This is a genomic window from Micromonospora palomenae (genome assembly GCF_007829925.1).
Taxonomy (GTDB): domain Bacteria; phylum Actinomycetota; class Actinomycetes; order Mycobacteriales; family Micromonosporaceae; genus Micromonospora; species Micromonospora purpureochromogenes.
The window spans coordinates 476243-493426 of the sequence record NZ_VIXA01000003.1 but is presented as its reverse complement, the minus strand read 5'-3'; the positions used below and the strand labels follow the sequence as shown (position 1 = coordinate 493426).

Here is a 17184-nt window from a genome sequence, read left to right as displayed (position 1 = left end):
GACCCCCGTCCGGGGTCCGGGGCCGGCGGCGGTCAGCCCAGCTCGGGGAACCAGAGGCCGATCTCGCGCTTGGCGCTGTCGGTGGAGTCCGAGGCGTGCACCAGGTTCTCCCGGTTGGACAGGGAGAGGTCGCCGCGGATGGTGCCGGCGACGGCCCGACGGCCGTCGGTGGCGCCGACCAGGCCGCGCACCACGTCGATCACCTGGTCGCCGGAGAGGATCAGGGCGACCAGCGGACCGCTGGTCATGAAGTCCTTCAGCGGCGGGTAGAACGCCTTGTCGACGTGCTCGGCGTAGTGCTGGTCGGCCAGCGCGGCGTCCATCGTCCGCGTCACCATGGCGTCGATCCGCAGGCCCTTGCGCTCGAAGCGGGAGATGATCTCGCCGACCAGGCCGCGGCGGACCGCGTCGGGCTTGATCAGTACGAGCGTGCGCTCATCCGGGCTGCTGCTGGACACGCTGGGTTCCTCCTGTGCGCGGAAGACGGCCGGGCTGGGTACGGTCAGCCTAGCGACCCGGTCCCGGCGTCGGCGCGGCGGCTGCTCCTTCCAGCGGCCGCCGATCCCGCCTAGCCTGGTCCTGACCCCTGGGAGGTCCACTGTGGCGAATGGCGGGAACCGCACCATCGCGCCGGTACGCAAGCTCATCGCCGCGGTCCTCGGCACCGTGGCGACGTTCGTGGTCCTGTTCGGTCTGGGCATGACCAGCTGGGCGATCGTGGCCCTCGGCGTGGCCCTGCTGGTGCTGGCGATCGCCCTGGCCACCGTCCGCGGCGGCGGGCGCACCTGGGTGATCGGCGTCGGGCACGTGCACAGCGCCTCCGAGCCACCCACCCAGTACGCCTTCGGCCGCTGCGAGCTGCAACTGGTGATCGACGCGCCGGGCCTGCCGCCCCGGTCCAAGAAGATCATCGAGCCGCGGGTGCCGGTGTCCAAGTGGCCCTCGCTGGGGCAGACCCTGCCGATCCGGGTGGCCCTGGACGACCAGCGGCACGTCCGGGTGCTCTGGGACGAGGTGCCCACCCACGCGGAGAACGCCGCCGGCGCCGACCTGCCGCCCGAGTACGCCGACGCCGAGCCGGTCGACGAGGTGCTCATCGTCCAGGAGGCCCCGCCGTGGGCCGGCCGTACGCCCGACGACGACTTCCACGACGACCTGCGCGACGAGTTCCGCGACCCGCCCCCGGCCGACCCGCTGCGCCCCGAGCCGGTGGTGCTGCCCGACGAGCGCGAACCGGTGGTGGTGCACCAGCGCCCCGGCGGTCCGGTGGTGCTCGAGGGCACCCTGGTCGAGCCCCCGCCGGCCGGCGGGCTGCCGCGCCGGGCAGCCACCACCCCGTCCCCCCGCCCGCCCGTGGACGAGCGCTTCGACGCCCCGGTGGTCGATCCGGTGGACGTGCCGCTGGACGACCCGGAGCCCCGGGACCGGCTCGACCCCGACGAGCTGGACGAGGCGATCTTCGGGTACGACCCGGCGGCGGACCCGGTCGAGGAAGGCGCCCCGATCAGCGGGGTCGGGCTGACCCTGCTGGTCACCGACCTGTCCCGGTCGCTGGAGTTCTACCGGTCGCTGGGCTTCGGCGAGATCGACCGGGGCTCCGGCAACGCGGTGCTCGCCTCCGGCGCCACCCGCCTGGTGCTGCGCGAGGTCACCGGCGCCGCCCCGATCAGCCGCCGGCTGGTGCACGTCAACCTGGAGGTGGACGACATCGACGCGGCCTACAGGCGGCTGAAGGACTCCGGGGTGAAGTTCACCTACGCGCCCCGGGTGGTCAACCGGGGCACCAAGCTGGAGGTCTGGGCGGCCGCCTTCCGCGACCCGGACGGGCACGGCATCGCGCTGACCCAGTGGCGGGAGCGCGCCGACGCCTGACCCCCGGCTCAGCCGAGGATGACCCGGCGGACGTGCAGGGCGTACGCCCAGACCAGCCCGAAGATGATCCCCAGCGCCAGCAGCGACCAGTGCAGCAGCCCGGAGAGCAGCAGCAGGCCCTGCACCACCGTGCCGGCCTGCCAGGCCCAGGGCCGCCCCATCCGGCCGGCCAGCACCACGCAGACGACGGCCAGCGCCACGATCGCCGCGATGGCCGCCCCGCTCAGGTCGCCGCCGACCACCCGGATCGGCTGGATGGCGAGCAGCAGCACCAGCGCCTCCAGGGCCAGCGTCCCGGCGCCCAGGCCGCGCACCGCCTTGTCGGGGTTGCGCAGCCCGGAGCGCCGCTCCCCCGGCGCGCCCGGGTCGACGGCCGGGTCGGCGACCGGGTCGCGGCGGTCCTCGTCGGGGGCGCTCATCGCTTGAGCAACCGTCGGGCGTCGGCCACGGTCACCACCGAGCCGGTGACCAGCACCCCGACGCCGGACAGCTCACCGGGCACGTCGGACTCGGCCTCGGCGACGGCCGCCTCGATGGCGTCCGGCATCTCGTCGGCGACCTCCACCCGATCCGGCCCGAACACCTCGCGCGCCAGCGCGGCCAGCTCGTCGGCCGGCATCGCCCGGGGCGAGCTGTTGCGGGTCACCACCACCGTGTCGAGCACCGGCTCCAGCAGCTCCAGCAGGCTGCCCGCGTCCTTGTCGGCCAGCACGGCGAGCACGCCGACCAGCTTGCTGAACGCGAACTCCTCCTGCAGCGCGGTGACCGTGGCGGTCATCCCGTGCGGGTTGTGCGCCCCGTCCAGCAGGATCGTCGGGGCGGTACGCACCTTCTCCAGTCGGCCCGGCGAGCTGGCCGTGGCGAAGCCCTCCCGGACGGCCTCCACGTCGAGCTGCCGCTTCGTCCCGGCCCCCAAGAACGCCTCGACGGCGGCGAGCGCCACCGCCGCGTTCTGCGCCTGGTGCGCGCCGTGCAGCGGGATGAACACCTCCTCGTACACGCCGCCGAGGCCCTGGATGGTGAGCACCTGCCCGCCGACGGCGACGGCCCGGCGCAGCACCCCGAACTCGGTGCCCTCCCGGGCGACGGTCGCGCCGACCTCGACGCAGCGCTCCAGGATCGGGCGGGCCGCCTCGTCGTCCTGCGCGGCGCAGATCACCGTGGCGCCGGGGTGGATGATTCCGGCCTTGTGCAGGGCGATGTCCTCCAGGGTGTCGCCCAGCCACTCGGTGTGGTCCAGCCCGATCGGGGTCAGCACGGCCACCCCGGCCTGGAGCACGTTGGTGGCGTCCTCGGCCCCGCCGAGCCCCACCTCGACCACCGCGACGTCAACGGGCGCGTCGGCGAAGGTGGCGAAGGCCAGCGCGGTGGTCATGTCGAAGTAGGTCAGCGGCTCGGACGAGCGCTGGTCGACCAGCTCGGCCAGCGGCTTCACCTCGCGGTACGTGGCGACGAAGCGTTCCTCGCTGACCGGCTCCCCGTCCAGGGCGATCCGCTCCCGCACCGTCTCCAGGTGCGGGCTGGTGTAGCGGCCGGTGTGCAGGCCGAAGGCGCGCAGCAGCGAGTCGATCATCCGGGCCGTGGAGGTCTTGCCGTTGGTCCCGGTCAGGTGGATCGACGGGTACGCCCGCTGCGGGCTGCCGAGCAGGTCGAGCAGGGACTCGATGCGGTCCAGCTCGAAGACCATGCGGGTGAAGCCCCGCCCGGCCAGCTCGGCGTCGACGTTGGTGAACTCGGTGGGATCGGTGCGGTCGGTCACGAGGAAAGCGCCTCCAGGGCGGCGTCGATGCGGGTCAGGTCCGCCTCGGCCACCGCCAGCCGGTCACGGATCTTGGCGACCACCGGTTCGGGGGCCTTGCCGACGAAGGCGGGGTTGTCGAGCTTCGCCCGGGCCTGCGCGACCTCCTTCTCGGCCGCCGCGCGGTCCTTGGTCAGCCGGGCCCGCTCGGCCGCTACGTCGATCGAGCCGCGGGTGTCCAGCTCGACGCTGACCTCGCCGGGCATGGCGAGGGTGGCGCTGGCCTGGAAGTCGCCGGCGGGCGCGTCGAGCCGGACCAGCGAGCGGATCAGCGGCTCGTGCGCCGCGATCCCGGCCACGGCCAGGCCGTCGAGCCGGGCCGCGACCCGCTGGGTCGGGCGCAGCCCCTGGTCGGAGCGGAACCGCCGGATCTCGGTCACCACCCGCTGAACGGTGCCGACCTCACCCTCCGCGGCGTCGTCGACCCGGGTACGGTCGGCCACCGGCCAGGCGGCCGTCATCACCGTCTCGCCGCCGGTGAGCGCGATCCACAGCTCCTCGGTGACGAACGGGATGACCGGGTGCAGCAGCCGCAGCAGCTGGTCCAGGACGTGCCCGAGGACCCGTCGGGTGGCCTCGGCCGCCGGCCCGCCCTCGGCGAGCACCGGCTTGCTCAGCTCGACGTACCAGTCGCAGACGTCGTCCCAGGCGAAGTGGTACAGCAGGTCGCAGACCTTCGCGAACTCGTACGCCTCGAACTGCTCGTCCACCTCGGCGGTGACGTGCGCCAGCCGGGACAGGATCCACCGGTCGACCGTCGACAGCTCGGCGGCGGGCGGCAGCTCCCCCTCGGTGTGCGCGCCGTTCATCAGCGCGAACCGGGTGGCGTTCCAGAGCTTGTTGCAGAAGTTCCGCGAGCCCTGGCACCACTCCTCGCTCACCGGCACGTCCTGGCCGGGGTTGGCGCCCCGGGCCAGGGTGAATCGGGTGGCGTCGGCACCGAACCGGTCGATCCAGTCCAGCGGGTCGACGACGTTGCCGAACGACTTGGACATCTTCTTGCCGTGCTCGTCGCGGACCATGCCGTGCAGGGCGACCACGTCGAACGGCTGCCGGCCGTCCATCGCGTACAGGCCGAACATCATCATCCGGGCGACCCAGAAGAAGAGGATGTCGTAGCCGGTCACCAGGACGCTGGTCGGGTAGAACTTCGCCAGGTCCGGGGTCTGCTCCGGCCAGCCGAGGGTGGAGAACGGCCACAGGCCGCTGGAGAACCAGGTGTCCAGGACGTCCTCGTCCTGGTGCCAGCCCTCGCCGGTGGGCGGCTGCTCGTCCGGGCCGACGCAGACGATCTCGCCGGCCGGGCCGTACCAGACCGGGATGCGGTGGCCCCACCAGAGCTGCCGCGAGATGCACCAGTCGTGCATGTTGTCGACCCACGCGAAGTAGCGCTTGGCCAGCTCGGCGGGCTCGATCTTCACCCGGCCGTCCCGCACCGCGTCCCCGGCGGCCTTGGCCAGCGGGGCGGTGTTGACGAACCACTGCAACGACAGCCGGGGCTCGACGGTGGTCTTGCACCGGGAACAGTGCCCCACCGCGTGCACGTACGGCCGCTTCTCGGCGACGATCCGGCCCTGCTCGCGCAGCGCGGCCACGATCGCCGGGCGGGCCTCGTACCGGTCCAGTCCCTGGAACGGGCCGTGCGCGGTGATGACACCACGCTCGTCCATGATCGTCAGCGCGGGCAGGTCGTGCCGCTGGCCGATCTCGAAGTCGTTGGGGTCGTGCGCCGGAGTCACCTTCACCATGCCGGTGCCGAAGCTCGGGTCGACGTGCTCGTCGGCCACGATCGGGATCCGCCGGTCGGTCAGCGGCACGGCCACCTCGGTGCCGATGAGGTGCTGGTAGCGGGCGTCGTCGGGGTGCACGGCCACCGCGGTGTCACCGAGCATCGTCTCGGCCCGGGTGGTGGCCACCACCACCTCGTCGCTGTACCGGATGGAGATGAGCTCACCCTCGTCGTCGGTGTGCTCCACCTCGATGTCGGAGAGCGCGGTCAGGCAGCGCGGGCACCAGTTGATGATCCGGTTGGCCCGGTAGATGAGGCCGTCGTCGAAGAGCTTCTTGAACATGGTCTGCACGGCACGGGACAGGCCCTCGTCCATGGTGAAGCGCTCGCGGTCCCAGTCGACCGCGTCACCGAGGCGGCGCATCTGGCCGAGGATGGCCCCGCCGGACTCGGCCTTCCACTGCCAGACCCGCTCGACGAACTTCTCCCGGCCCAGGTCGTGCCGGGACAGCCCCTCGCCGGCGAGCTGCCGCTCGACCAGGTTCTGGGTGGCGATGCCGGCGTGGTCCATGCCGGGCAGCCACAGCGCCTCGTACCCCTGCATCCGCTTGCGCCGGTTCAGGGCATCCATCAACGTGTGCTCGAACGCGTGCCCCATGTGCAGGGAGCCGGTGACGTTGGGTGGCGGGATGACGATGGTGAAGGGCGGCTTGTCGCTCTGCGCCGACGCCCGGAAGTGGCCGGCGGCTACCCACTGCTCGTACCGTCGCTGCTCTACCTCGCCGGGCTGGTACTGGCCGGCAAGGGTCGGGGCGTCGGGGCGTCGGGCATCCAGTCTCTCGGTCACCCTGAAAGTCTACGGAGCGCTTCCGCGGACCCGACGTGCGCCACCTGTCATTCGCGTACGGTGGCGGACATGTCCGACGCACATCTCACCGAGCGTCAGCTCGACGAGGGGCCCGACCCGGTCGATCTGACCGACGAGCCGATCCAGCTGAGCCACCGGGACCCGGCGAGCGATCCGCCCCGCCGGGCGCCGGCCTCCCGCCGACGGCGGATCGTCCTGGCCGCGGCGCTCGCCGTCGGCCTGGCCGGTGCCGCCGCCCTGGGCACCGCCGGCTGGCGGGTGGCGCAGCAGAAGGACACCCGGCTGAGCGCCCCGGAGCAGGTCGCCGGGCTGACCCGGGACGACTCGGAGCGGGCCCGCAGCACGGCGGACTACCTGCGCAGCGGGTTCGCCGCGGACATCGACCTGGACACCAGCTTCGGCACCGTCTACCGGGACCCGGCGGACGAGACCCGGGCGGTGCTGGTCTTCGGTGGCACGACGCTGCTGTGGCAGCCGGAACGCGACCTGGACAGCCTCTTCCGGCTGATGGCCGACGAGACCGGCCGGGTGGCCGGGCTGCGCGAGGTGCCCGCCGGCAAGCTGGGCGGGGTGATGAAGTGCGGGACCACCAGCGGGGACGGCGGTGACTTCGCGATCTGCGGCTGGGCGGATCACGGCAGCGCCGCGATGGCGATGTTCCCCAGCCGCTCCGTCGACGACGCCGCCGGCCTGTTCCGTCAGATCCGCGAGGGCGTCCAGACCCGCGACTGAGCCGTCCCGAAAGGGCCGTGGCGTCGGGCGACGCCGCGGCCCTTCTTCGTGTACGGCTCGCGCCCGGCACGGTTTCCGGGGGTGGATATGCCAATCAGGGCCACCCCTTGAAAGGGGTGGCCCTGATCGAATGGTTGTCCGGCGGTGTCCTACTCTCCCACACCCTCCCGAGTGCAGTACCATCGGCGCTGGAGGGCTTAGCTTCCGGGTTCGGAATGTTACCGGGCGTTTCCCCTCCGCCATGACCGCCGTAACTCTATCGACATGTCAAACAACTCGACCAACACAAGAGTGCTGGGGTGTTGTTCGTTTGTCGGGAGTTGCACAGTGGACGCGTAGCAGCTTTGTAGTCAAGTCCTCGGCCTATTAGTACCGGTCAACTGAACCCGTTACCGGGCTTACATTTCCGGCCTATCAACCCAGTCGTCTAGCTGGGGGCCTTACCCATCCAAAGGATGGTGGGATACCTCATCTTGAAGCGAGCTTCCCGCTTAGATGCTTTCAGCGGTTATCCCTTCCGAACGTAGCTAACCAGCCGTGCCCCTGGCGGGACAACTGGCACACCAGAGGTTCGTCCGTCCCGGTCCTCTCGTACTAGGGACAGCCCTTCTCAAGTATCCTACGCGCACGGCGGATAGGGACCGAACTGTCTCACGACGTTCTAAACCCAGCTCGCGTACCGCTTTAATGGGCGAACAGCCCAACCCTTGGGACCTGCTACAGCCCCAGGATGCGACGAGCCGACATCGAGGTGCCAAACCATCCCGTCGATATGGACTCTTGGGGAAGATCAGCCTGTTATCCCCGGGGTACCTTTTATCCGTTGAGCGACACCGCTTCCACTCGCAAGTGCCGGATCACTAGTCCCGACTTTCGTCCCTGCTCGACCTGTCAGTCTCACAGTCAAGCTCCCTTGTGTACTTGCACTCAACACCTGATTGCCAACCAGGCTGAGGGAACCTTTGGGCGCCTCCGTTACCCTTTAGGAGGCAACCGCCCCAGTTAAACTACCCACCAGACACTGTCCCTGAACCGGATAACGGTCCGAAGTTAGATACCCAAATCAACCAGAGTGGTATTTCAAGATTGCCTCCACCCATACTGGCGTATGGACTTCACCGGCTCCCACCTATCCTACACAAGCTAATTCGGATACCAATGTCAAGCTATAGTAAAGGTCCCGGGGTCTTTCCGTCCTGCCGCGCGTAACGAGCATCTTTACTCGTAATGCAATTTCGCCGGGCCTGTGGTTGAGACAGTGGGGAAGTCGTTACGCCATTCGTGCAGGTCGGAACTTACCCGACAAGGAATTTCGCTACCTTAGGATGGTTATAGTTACCACCGCCGTTTACTGGCGCTTAAGTTCTCCGCTTCGCCCCGAAGAGCTAACAGGTCCCCTTAACGTTCCAGCACCGGGCAGGCGTCAGTCCATATACATCGAATTACTTCTTCGCATGGACCTGTGTTTTTAGTAAACAGTCGCTTCCCCCTGCTCTCTGCGGCCATACAACGCTCCACCCGCGTGGGGCTTCACGTCTCCGGCCCCCCTTCTCCCTAAGTTACGGGGGCAATTTGCCGAGTTCCTTAACCACAGTTCGCCCGATCGCCTCGGTATTCTCTACCTGACCACCTGTGTCGGTTTGGGGTACGGGCCGCTAAGAACTCGCTAGAGGCTTTTCTCGGCAGCATAGGATCACTGACTTCACCTGAATCGGCTCGGCATCACGTCTCAGCCTCTGTGCACCACGGATTTGCCTATGGTGCGGCCTACACGCTTACCCCGGCACAACCACCGGCCGGGCTCAGCTACCTTCCTGCGTCACCCCATCGCTTGACTACTACCCGCCAGGTTCCCACGCTCCCCAACATTGACCCGAAGGTCGCCGCCGGTTTGGGTGGTTAGCACAGCGAGGTTCGTCAGGGTCGCTCTTTCGCGGGTACGGGAATATCAACCCGTTGTCCATCGACTACGCCTCTCGGCCTCGCCTTAGGTCCCGACTCACCCAGGGCGGATTAGCCTGGCCCTGGAACCCTTGGTCATCCGGCGGAAGGGTTTCTCACCCTTCTTTCGCTACTCATGCCTGCATTCTCACTCGTGCCGCGTCCACAACTGGGTCACCCCGTTGCTTCACCCGCGGCACGACGCTCCCCTACCCATCCACACACCTGCACAAGGAATCAAGTCCAAGCGAGGTTGAAATGTGAATGCCACAGCTTCGGCGGTGTGCTTGAGCCCCGCTACATTGTCGGCGCGGAACCACTTGACCAGTGAGCTATTACGCACTCTTTAAAGGGTGGCTGCTTCTAAGCCAACCTCCTGGTTGTCTATGCGACCCCACATCCTTTTCCACTTAGCACACGCTTAGGGGCCTTAGCTGGTGATCTGGGCTGTTTCCCTCTCGACTACGAAGCTTATCCCCCGCAGTCTCACTGCCGCGCTCTCACTTACCGGCATTCGGAGTTTGGCTGATTTCGGTAAGCTTGTGGGCCCCCTAGACCATCCAGTGCTCTACCTCCGGCAAGAAACACGCGACGCTGCACCTAAATGCATTTCGGGGAGAACCAGCTATCACGGAGTTTGATTGGCCTTTCACCCCTAACCACAGGTCATCCCCCAACTTTTCAACGTTGGTGGGTTCGGCCCTCCACGCGGTCTTACCCGCGCTTCAGCCTGCCCATGGCTAGATCACTCCGCTTCGGGTCTAGAGCATGCGACTGAATCGCCCTATTCAGACTCGCTTTCGCTACGGCTCCCCCACACGGGTTAACCTCGCCACATGCCACTAACTCGCAGGCTCATTCTTCAAAAGGCACGCCGTCACCCCGCAAGGCTCCGACGGATTGTAGGCGAACGGTTTCAGGTACTATTTCACTCCCCTCCCGGGGTACTTTTCACCATTCCCTCACGGTACTCGTCCGCTATCGGTCACCAGGAAGTATTTAGGCTTACCAGGTGGTCCTGGCAGATTCACGGCAGATTTCAGGGGTCCGCCGCTACTCGGGAACACCCACAGAAGGTCAGCAACTTTCACGTACCGGACTATCACCGTCTACGGTTGGCTTTTCCACACCATTCGGCTAGCCACTGACTTTGTAACTCCTCGAACAAGTGTCAGCTTGTTCAGCGGGGTCCCACAACCCCGACCACGCAACCCCTGACAGGTATCACACGCAGCCGGTTTAGCCTCAATCCGCTTTCGCTCGCCACTACTCACGGAATCACTATTTGTTTTCTCTTCCTACGGGTACTGAGATGTTTCACTTCCCCGCGTTCCCTCCATACACCCTATGTGTTCAGGTGCAGGTGACACCACATGACTGGTGCCGGGTTTCCCCATTCGGACACCCTGGGATCACAGCTTGGTTGACAGCTCCCCCAGGCCTATCGCGGCCTCCCACGTCCTTCATCGGCTCCTGGTGCCAAGGCATCCACCGTTCGCCCTTGACAACTTGACCACAAAGATGCTCGCGTCCACTGTGCAATTCTCAACAAACGACCAACCCACAACCAGATCCACCCCACACCAGCCCGACCAACGCCGGCGGTATGCGAGGCCAGGTCATGCCTGGCAACCGTCCCCCACCAAGGTGGGGTCATGGTTCTGAAAGACAACCGAGGTTGTTCCTTCAGGACCCAACAGGGTGCTCTACATCCGTGCCCAGCCGCACCAGGACCCCGTTCCCTACCACCAAGGTGGTCGTACTAGGAGGAACCCGGCCGTTGCCAGGACCAGACTCGCCAGTGTCTCCGCCATTGAGCACCCCGCCACCACATTCGGATGGCGCGGGCTCCTTGCACCCTTTCGGGTGAAGGTGCTCCTTAGAAAGGAGGTGATCCAGCCGCACCTTCCGGTACGGCTACCTTGTTACGACTTCGTCCCAATCGCCAGCCCCACCTTCGACGGCTCCCTCCCACAAGGGGTTGGGCCACCGGCTTCGGGTGTTGCCGACTTTCGTGACGTGACGGGCGGTGTGTACAAGGCCCGGGAACGTATTCACCGCAGCGTTGCTGATCTGCGATTACTAGCGACTCCGACTTCACGGGGTCGAGTTGCAGACCCCGATCCGAACTGAGACCGGCTTTTTGGGATTCGCTCCACCTCACGGTATCGCAGCCCATTGTACCGGCCATTGTAGCATGCGTGAAGCCCTGGACATAAGGGGCATGATGACTTGACGTCATCCCCACCTTCCTCCGAGTTGACCCCGGCAGTCTTCGATGAGTCCCCGCCATAACGCGCTGGCAACATCGAACGAGGGTTGCGCTCGTTGCGGGACTTAACCCAACATCTCACGACACGAGCTGACGACAGCCATGCACCACCTGTGACCGCCCCCGAAGGACCTCACATCTCTGTGAGTTTTGCGGCCATGTCAAACCCAGGTAAGGTTCTTCGCGTTGCATCGAATTAATCCGCATGCTCCGCCGCTTGTGCGGGCCCCCGTCAATTCCTTTGAGTTTTAGCCTTGCGGCCGTACTCCCCAGGCGGGGCGCTTAATGCGTTAGCTGCGGCACAGGGAACCGGAGAGGCCCCCCACACCTAGCGCCCAACGTTTACAGCGTGGACTACCAGGGTATCTAATCCTGTTCGCTCCCCACGCTTTCGCTCCTCAGCGTCAGTATCGGCCCAGAGACCCGCCTTCGCCACCGGTGTTCCTCCTGATATCTGCGCATTTCACCGCTACACCAGGAATTCCAGTCTCCCCTACCGAACTCTAGCCTGCCCGTATCGACCGCAGGCTTGGGGTTGAGCCCCAAGTTTTCACGGTCGACGTGACAAGCCGCCTACGAGCTCTTTACGCCCAATAAATCCGGACAACGCTCGCGCCCTACGTCTTACCGCGGCTGCTGGCACGTAGTTGGCCGGCGCTTCTTCTGCAGGTACCGTCACTTACGCTTCGTCCCTGCTGAAAGAGGTTTACAACCCGAAGGCCGTCATCCCTCACGCGGCGTCGCTGCATCAGGCTTCCGCCCATTGTGCAATATTCCCCACTGCTGCCTCCCGTAGGAGTCTGGGCCGTGTCTCAGTCCCAGTGTGGCCGGTCGCCCTCTCAGGCCGGCTACCCGTCGTCGCCTTGGTAGGCCATCACCCCACCAACAAGCTGATAGGCCGCGAGCCCATCCCAGGCCGAAAAACTTTCCACCAAGCCTCATGCGAGGCCAGGTCATATTCGGTATTAGCCCCGGTTTCCCGGGGTTATCCCAAAGCCTAGGGCAGGTTGCTCACGTGTTACTCACCCGTTCGCCGCTCGAGTACCCCGAAGGGCCTTTCCGCTCGACTTGCATGTGTTAAGCACGCCGCCAGCGTTCGTCCTGAGCCAGGATCAAACTCTCCAACAAAAACTTGTCGAAAAACTGTCCTGACAACAAAAGTGTTGCCAAAGGAATCCCAACCAACAGCACTCCCGAAGAAGAACTGCCAGTCCGGGGTATAAATCATAATTGGCACTGGCTTATCAAGCACCCTGTTGAGTTCTCAAAGAACAACCACACACCATCCGAGAGCTCCACACCGTGGAACCCCCGTCCGGGGCAACCTCTCTAACTTACCCGGTCCGACTTTCGCTGTCAACCTCGTGTTGAGGTGATCAACTTGGTACGGCCCGATCCACGCTGACGCTCACCGTATCCGGTGGTCGTTTCTGTCGTGGGAAGTCGGCAGACCGGCCGATCGCCGCTTCGCGGCCACCCGCCCGGCTCCCTGCCGGCTTTCGAACTCTACCCGGTCGGTCTCGCGATCGCAACCCCGTCTTCCGGAGTGTCTCGCACCGCCCGCTCCTCAGCCTCGCTCGGCGTCTCCGCCACGAACCTGGGGCCCGCTCTCGGCCGGTTTGTCCGGCCTCCCGCGTGCAGAGAGAAAGTTACGCGGACTGCCCCGGCGAAGGCAAATCAATGATCGTCATTGCCGGATCCGGCGTGCGGTCCGGGCGCCGCGCCGGCGTACCCGATCGGATCGGCGCGCCGGCCGGCCGGCGGCGTGCCAGAGTGGCTGCCATGGATCCCGTGTCCCGATCCCCGGCGGTCACCCTCGCCGACGAGGCGCTGCTCGGACTCCTGGCGCCCTTCTGGCAGCTGGTGATCGCCGCGGTCGTGCTCGCCGTCGTCGTGCTCTCCGCCGCCCGGCTGGCCCGACGCGGCCGTTCCCGGATGACCACCGCGTTGCTCGTCACCGTCGCGGCGATCGTCGGCCTGACCGTGATCGGTGTGCTCGTCCAGGGATGACCGGCGCTCAGAGCCGCCGGTTGGCGAGGCTGGGTAGCTCGGTGCGGATGGTGTGCAGGCGGTCGAGGTCCAGGTCGACCACGCTCAGCCCGGGGCCGTCGGGCACCTGACCGAGCACCGTCCCCCACGGGTCGACCACCATGCTGCGCCCGAAGCAGGTGCGCTCCGGCTCGTGGTCACCGATCTGGCCGGCGGCGGCCACGAAGCACTGGTTCTCGATGGCCCGCGCCCGCAGCAGCACCTCCCAGTGGTCCCGGCCGGTGTGCATCATGAACGCGGCCGGCACGACCAGGAGCTGCGCTCCCCCGTCGACGGCCAGCAGCCGGTAGAGCTCCGGGAAGCGCAGGTCGTAGCAGATCGACAGACCGACCCGCAGACCCTCGACGTCGACCACCACCGGCTGGTCGCCCGGGGCGACCGTCGCCGATTCGAGGTACGACACCCGCCCCGGGATCTCCACGTCGTACAGGTGGATCTTGCGGTAGCTGGCGGCGAGCGCGCCGGAGCGGTCGAACACCAGGGAGGTGTTCCAGGTGTGTGCCGGATCCGGGCCGGCCTCGTGGAAGGAGCCCGCCACCACCCAGATGCCGAGCCGCTCGGCGACGCCGGCGAAGAAGGTGCCCACCGTGCCGTCCACCGGCTCCGGCTCCGGCATCGCCTTGGCGGGGCCGAGGTAGTCGACGTACTCCGGGAGGACCGCCAGATCCGCACCGGCCGCGGCGGCCCTGACCAGCAGGGCCTCGGCGGCGGCCAGGTTGGCCGCCCGGTCGTCGCGGGCGTTGAGCTGGCAGACGGCGACGCGCATGAAGATGAGGGTACGGGCGGACCACGGCCGGGGACAGCGTCAGACGCTGGCGAGCACCAGGGCGCCGGCGGCGAACCCGAGACCGGCCAGCTGCACCGGTCGGAGCCGTTCCCGGTCCACCGCCAGCGCGAGCAGCACGGTACTGGCCGGGTAGAGCGCCGCGATCGCGGCGACCACGCTCAGGTGGCCACGGGCCGCGGCGGCCAGGTAGAGCGCGTTGGCGGCGCTGTCGAGCAGGCCGGCGGCGGCCGCCCAGCCGAGTACCCGCGGGCCGATGCGCAGACGCACGCCGGTGGTGACCGCGAGCGCGACACCGAAGGCGATGGAGCTGAGCCGCAGCGCCAGCACCGGCCACATGCCGGCGGCCGGACCGGCCTGGCCGAGCAGGGCGAAGAAGACCCCGAAGAGCGCCCCGGCGGTGAGGGCCAGCCCGATCAGTCGGGTGGACACCGCGCCGCGCGCGCCACCCTCGCCGAGGCTGACCAGGGCGATGGCGAGCACGGCCAGCCCCGCCCCGCAGAGCGCGAGGGTGCCCGGCCAGCGGGCGGTCAGCAGCCCGGCGACGATCGGCACCACCGCGGCGGTGATCGCCGTGACCGGCGCCACCACGGCCATCATCCCGGCGGCGAGGGCCCGGTAGAGCAGCATCACCCCGGCGGCGCCGGCGACGCCCGCACCGAGCCCCCACGCCAGGTCGGCGGCGGTGGGGGTGCCGGGTACCACCAGCACCAGCAGGAGCAGCAGCGGCACGCTCAGCACCTGGGAGACCACGGTGACGGCGACCGGGTCGGCGCGGCGGGACGCCTTGCCGCCGGAGAAGTCGGCCGTACCGAAGGCGACCGCGGACACCGCCGCGAGCATGATGGGGAACACCGGACGGTCCTACCAGACGACGGGTGGACCCGGCCAGTGTGATCCCGTACCGAACGACGGCACGGCCACCAGTGGTGGCCGTGCCGTCGTCGTCAGTGTGGTGCGCCGGTCAGGCGGACTTCTCCTCGCGCTCCCGGCGGGCCCGGCGGCCGGTGAACTCCCGCGGGACGATGGTCGGGTTGACGTTCTCCAGGACCACCTCGCGGGTGATCAGCACGCGGGCGGCGTCCGGGTTGCTCGGCACCTCGTACATCGCGGAGAGCAGGACCTCCTCGATGATGGCGCGCAGGCCACGGGCGCCGGTGCCGCGCAGCATCGCCTGGTCGGCGATCGCCTCCAGCGCCGGCTCGTCGAACTCCAGCTCGACCCCGTCCAGCTCGAAGAGCCGCTGGTACTGCTTGACCAGCGCGTTGCGCGGCTCGGTGAGGATCCGGACCAGGGCGGTGCGGTCCAGGCTGCGCACGTTGGTGATCACGGGCAGCCGACCGACGAACTCGGGGATCAGCCCGAACTTGAGCATGTCCTCCGGCATCACCTGGCTGAAGATGTCGTCGGTCGACCGCTCGGAGACCGACCGGAGCCGGGCGCCGAAGCCGGTGCCGCCGTGGCCGGTGCGGGCCTCGATGATCTGGTCGAGCCCGGCGAAGGCGCCACCGCAGATGAACAGCACGTTGGTGGTGTCGATCTGGATGAACTCCTGGTGCGGGTGCTTGCGCCCGCCCTGCGGCGGCACGTTGGCCACCGTGCCCTCGAGCATCTTCAGCAGCGCCTGCTGCACGCCCTCGCCGGAGACGTCCCGGGTGATCGACGGGTTCTCCGACTTACGGGCGATCTTGTCGACCTCGTCGATGTAGATGATGCCGGTCTCGGCGCGCTTGATGTCGTAGTCCGCGGCCTGGATCAGCTTGAGGAGGATGTTCTCCACGTCCTCGCCGACGTACCCGGCCTCGGTCAGCGCGGTGGCGTCGGCGATGGCGAACGGGACGTTCAGCATCCGGGCCAGCGTCTGCGCCAGGTGGGTCTTGCCGCAACCCGTCGGGCCGAGCAGCAGGATGTTGGACTTGGCCAGCTCGACGGCGTCGCTGCCGGAACCCGGCGCGCCGGCCGCCTCGGCCTGGATCCGCTTGTAGTGGTTGTAGACCGCGACGGCGAGCGCCTTCTTGGCCTGGTCCTGACCGACGACGTAGTTGTCGAGGAACTGGCAGATCTCCATCGGCTTGGGAAGCTCTTCCCACTTCACCTCGCCGGACTCGGCCAGCTCCTCCTCGATGATCTCGTTGCAGAGATCGATGCACTCGTCGCAGATGTAGACCCCGGGGCCCGCGATGAGTTTCTTGACCTGCTTCTGCGACTTGCCACAGAAGGAGCACTTCAGTAGGTCGCCGCCGTCACCGATCCGTGCCACCTACGTTCTCCCTGCACTCGTCGGCCGGAACGCCGGCCCTGACCTGCGGGCGCCGCGCGCCCGTCCGTCTCGATCCCTGCCGCCGGCCCGACCCGGCCCAGCGGTACGGAACCGACGTTACCCGCTGACGGAGGTTTCTCCGACCCCCAAAACGGGTGTGTCAGAGGTCGGCCAGGAACGACTTCCCGACCGACCTCCGACCCGTGCTGCGTCAGCTGGCGGCGTTGGCCGCCAGGAGACCCTTCTTGCGGCTGGTCAGGATCGTGTCGACCAGCCCGTACTCCTTGGCCTCCTCGGCCGTCATGATCTTGTCCCGGTCGATGTCCTTGCGGACCTGCTCGATCGGGCGGTTGCAGTGCCGGGAGAGCATGTCCTCCAGCTGGGTCCGCATCCGCAGGATCTCCCGGGCCTGGATCTCGATGTCCGAGCCCTGCCCGTAGCCGCCCTCGGTGGCCGGCTGGTGGATGATGATCCGCGAGTTCGGCAGCGCCATCCGCTTGCCCGGGGTGCCAGCCGACAGCAGGACCGCCGCCGCGCTGGCCGCCTGACCCAGGCAGACGGTGGAGATGTCCGGACGGACGTACTGCATGGTGTCGTAGATCGCCGTCATCGCGGTGAACGAGCCACCCGGCGAGTTGATGTACATGATGATGTCGCGGTCCGGGTCGGTGCCCTCGAGCGTCAGCAGCTGCGCCATCACGTCGTTGGCGGACGCGTCGTCCACCTGGACGCCGAGGAAGATGATCCGGTCCTCGAAGAGCTTGTTGTACGGGTTGGACTCCTTGACCCCGTACGACGTGCGCTCGACGAACGACGGCAGCACGTAGCGGTTGTGCACGGCCGCGAACTGGGGCGGCAGGCTCAGATCGGTCATCGTCA

The 17184-nt window shown here is 67.6% G+C and carries 11 protein-coding genes and 3 rRNA genes; 3 read left to right on the top strand and 11 right to left on the bottom strand.

The genetic code is table 11. The features are described from left to right. Nucleotides 1-32: 32 nt before the first annotated feature. The gene (ndk, locus tag FHX75_RS23230) at nucleotides 33-458 is read right to left on the bottom strand and encodes a nucleoside-diphosphate kinase (RefSeq protein ID WP_154942442.1); all 426 of its coding nucleotides are present in this window, start codon (nucleotides 456-458) and stop codon (nucleotides 33-35) included. Nucleotides 459-600: 142 nt separating this feature from the next. Here ndk and FHX75_RS23225 point away from each other — a divergent pair, with 142 nt between their 5' ends. Then, nucleotides 601-1872 (top strand): VOC family protein, encoded by a 1272-nt coding sequence (locus FHX75_RS23225; protein WP_154942441.1) that lies wholly within the window; start codon nucleotides 601-603, stop codon nucleotides 1870-1872. A gap of 8 nt (nucleotides 1873-1880) precedes the next feature. Here the strand turns inward: FHX75_RS23225 and FHX75_RS23220 are convergent, their stop codons facing one another. From FHX75_RS23220 to FHX75_RS23210, 3 genes are all read right to left on the bottom strand, one after another. Continuing rightward, entirely contained in the window at nucleotides 1881-2291 is a 411-nt protein-coding gene (locus FHX75_RS23220) for a DUF4233 domain-containing protein (protein ID WP_154942440.1), read from the bottom strand. Further along, nucleotides 2288-3559 carry a bifunctional folylpolyglutamate synthase/dihydrofolate synthase gene (locus tag FHX75_RS23215; RefSeq protein WP_246158541.1) on the bottom strand — a complete coding sequence of 424 codons (1272 nt, stop codon included), beginning with the start codon at nucleotides 3557-3559 and terminating at the stop codon, nucleotides 2288-2290. The genes FHX75_RS23220 and FHX75_RS23215 overlap by 4 nt, the downstream gene beginning before the upstream one ends. A 68-nt stretch (nucleotides 3560-3627) precedes the next feature. Next, nucleotides 3628-6246 (bottom strand): valine--tRNA ligase, encoded by a 2619-nt coding sequence (locus FHX75_RS23210; RefSeq protein ID WP_154942438.1) that lies wholly within the window; start codon nucleotides 6244-6246, stop codon nucleotides 3628-3630. 69 nt (nucleotides 6247-6315) lie between these two features. Between FHX75_RS23210 and FHX75_RS23205 the strand changes: the two genes are divergently transcribed. Then, nucleotides 6316-6999, top strand: coding sequence for a hypothetical protein (locus FHX75_RS23205; protein ID WP_154942437.1), 684 nt, complete (start codon nucleotides 6316-6318; stop codon nucleotides 6997-6999). Nucleotides 7000-7135: 136 nt separating this feature from the next. Here the strand turns inward: FHX75_RS23205 and rrf are convergent. The 3 genes from rrf to FHX75_RS23190 all read right to left on the bottom strand — a co-directional run bounded on the left by rrf (nucleotide 7136) and on the right by FHX75_RS23190 (nucleotide 12340). Next, nucleotides 7136-7252: ribosomal RNA gene (rrf, locus tag FHX75_RS23200) — 5S ribosomal RNA — on the bottom strand. A 93-nt stretch (nucleotides 7253-7345) separates the two neighbouring features. Then, nucleotides 7346-10455 (bottom strand): 23S ribosomal RNA (locus FHX75_RS23195). A 368-nt stretch (nucleotides 10456-10823) separates the two neighbouring features. Beyond that, nucleotides 10824-12340 (bottom strand): 16S ribosomal RNA (locus FHX75_RS23190). Together the 16S, 23S and 5S rRNA genes form the textbook arrangement of a ribosomal RNA operon. A gap of 654 nt (nucleotides 12341-12994) precedes the next feature. Between FHX75_RS23190 and FHX75_RS23185 the strand changes: the two genes are divergently transcribed. Continuing rightward, nucleotides 12995-13222, top strand: coding sequence for a hypothetical protein (locus FHX75_RS23185; RefSeq protein ID WP_154942436.1), 228 nt, complete (start codon nucleotides 12995-12997; stop codon nucleotides 13220-13222). A gap of 7 nt (nucleotides 13223-13229) precedes the next feature. On the opposite strand, the gene FHX75_RS23180 is transcribed toward FHX75_RS23185, so the two are convergent. The 4 genes from FHX75_RS23180 to FHX75_RS23165 form a co-directional block, all read right to left on the bottom strand. After that, nucleotides 13230-14027 (bottom strand): carbon-nitrogen hydrolase family protein, encoded by a 798-nt coding sequence (locus FHX75_RS23180; protein WP_154942435.1) that lies wholly within the window; start codon nucleotides 14025-14027, stop codon nucleotides 13230-13232. Between the two features lie 39 nt (nucleotides 14028-14066). After that, nucleotides 14067-14900 carry an EamA family transporter gene (locus FHX75_RS23175; RefSeq protein WP_154942434.1) on the bottom strand — a complete coding sequence of 278 codons (834 nt, stop codon included), beginning with the start codon at nucleotides 14898-14900 and terminating at the stop codon, nucleotides 14067-14069. A 109-nt stretch (nucleotides 14901-15009) separates the two neighbouring features. Beyond that, nucleotides 15010-16305, bottom strand: coding sequence for an ATP-dependent Clp protease ATP-binding subunit ClpX (clpX, locus tag FHX75_RS23170; RefSeq protein WP_154942433.1), 1296 nt, complete (start codon nucleotides 16303-16305; stop codon nucleotides 15010-15012). A gap of 211 nt (nucleotides 16306-16516) precedes the next feature. Continuing rightward, a complete protein-coding gene (locus tag FHX75_RS23165; RefSeq protein ID WP_088960729.1) occupies nucleotides 16517-17179 on the bottom strand; it encodes an ATP-dependent Clp protease proteolytic subunit in 663 nt (220 codons plus the stop codon). Between the last annotated feature and the right edge of the window lie 5 nt (nucleotides 17180-17184).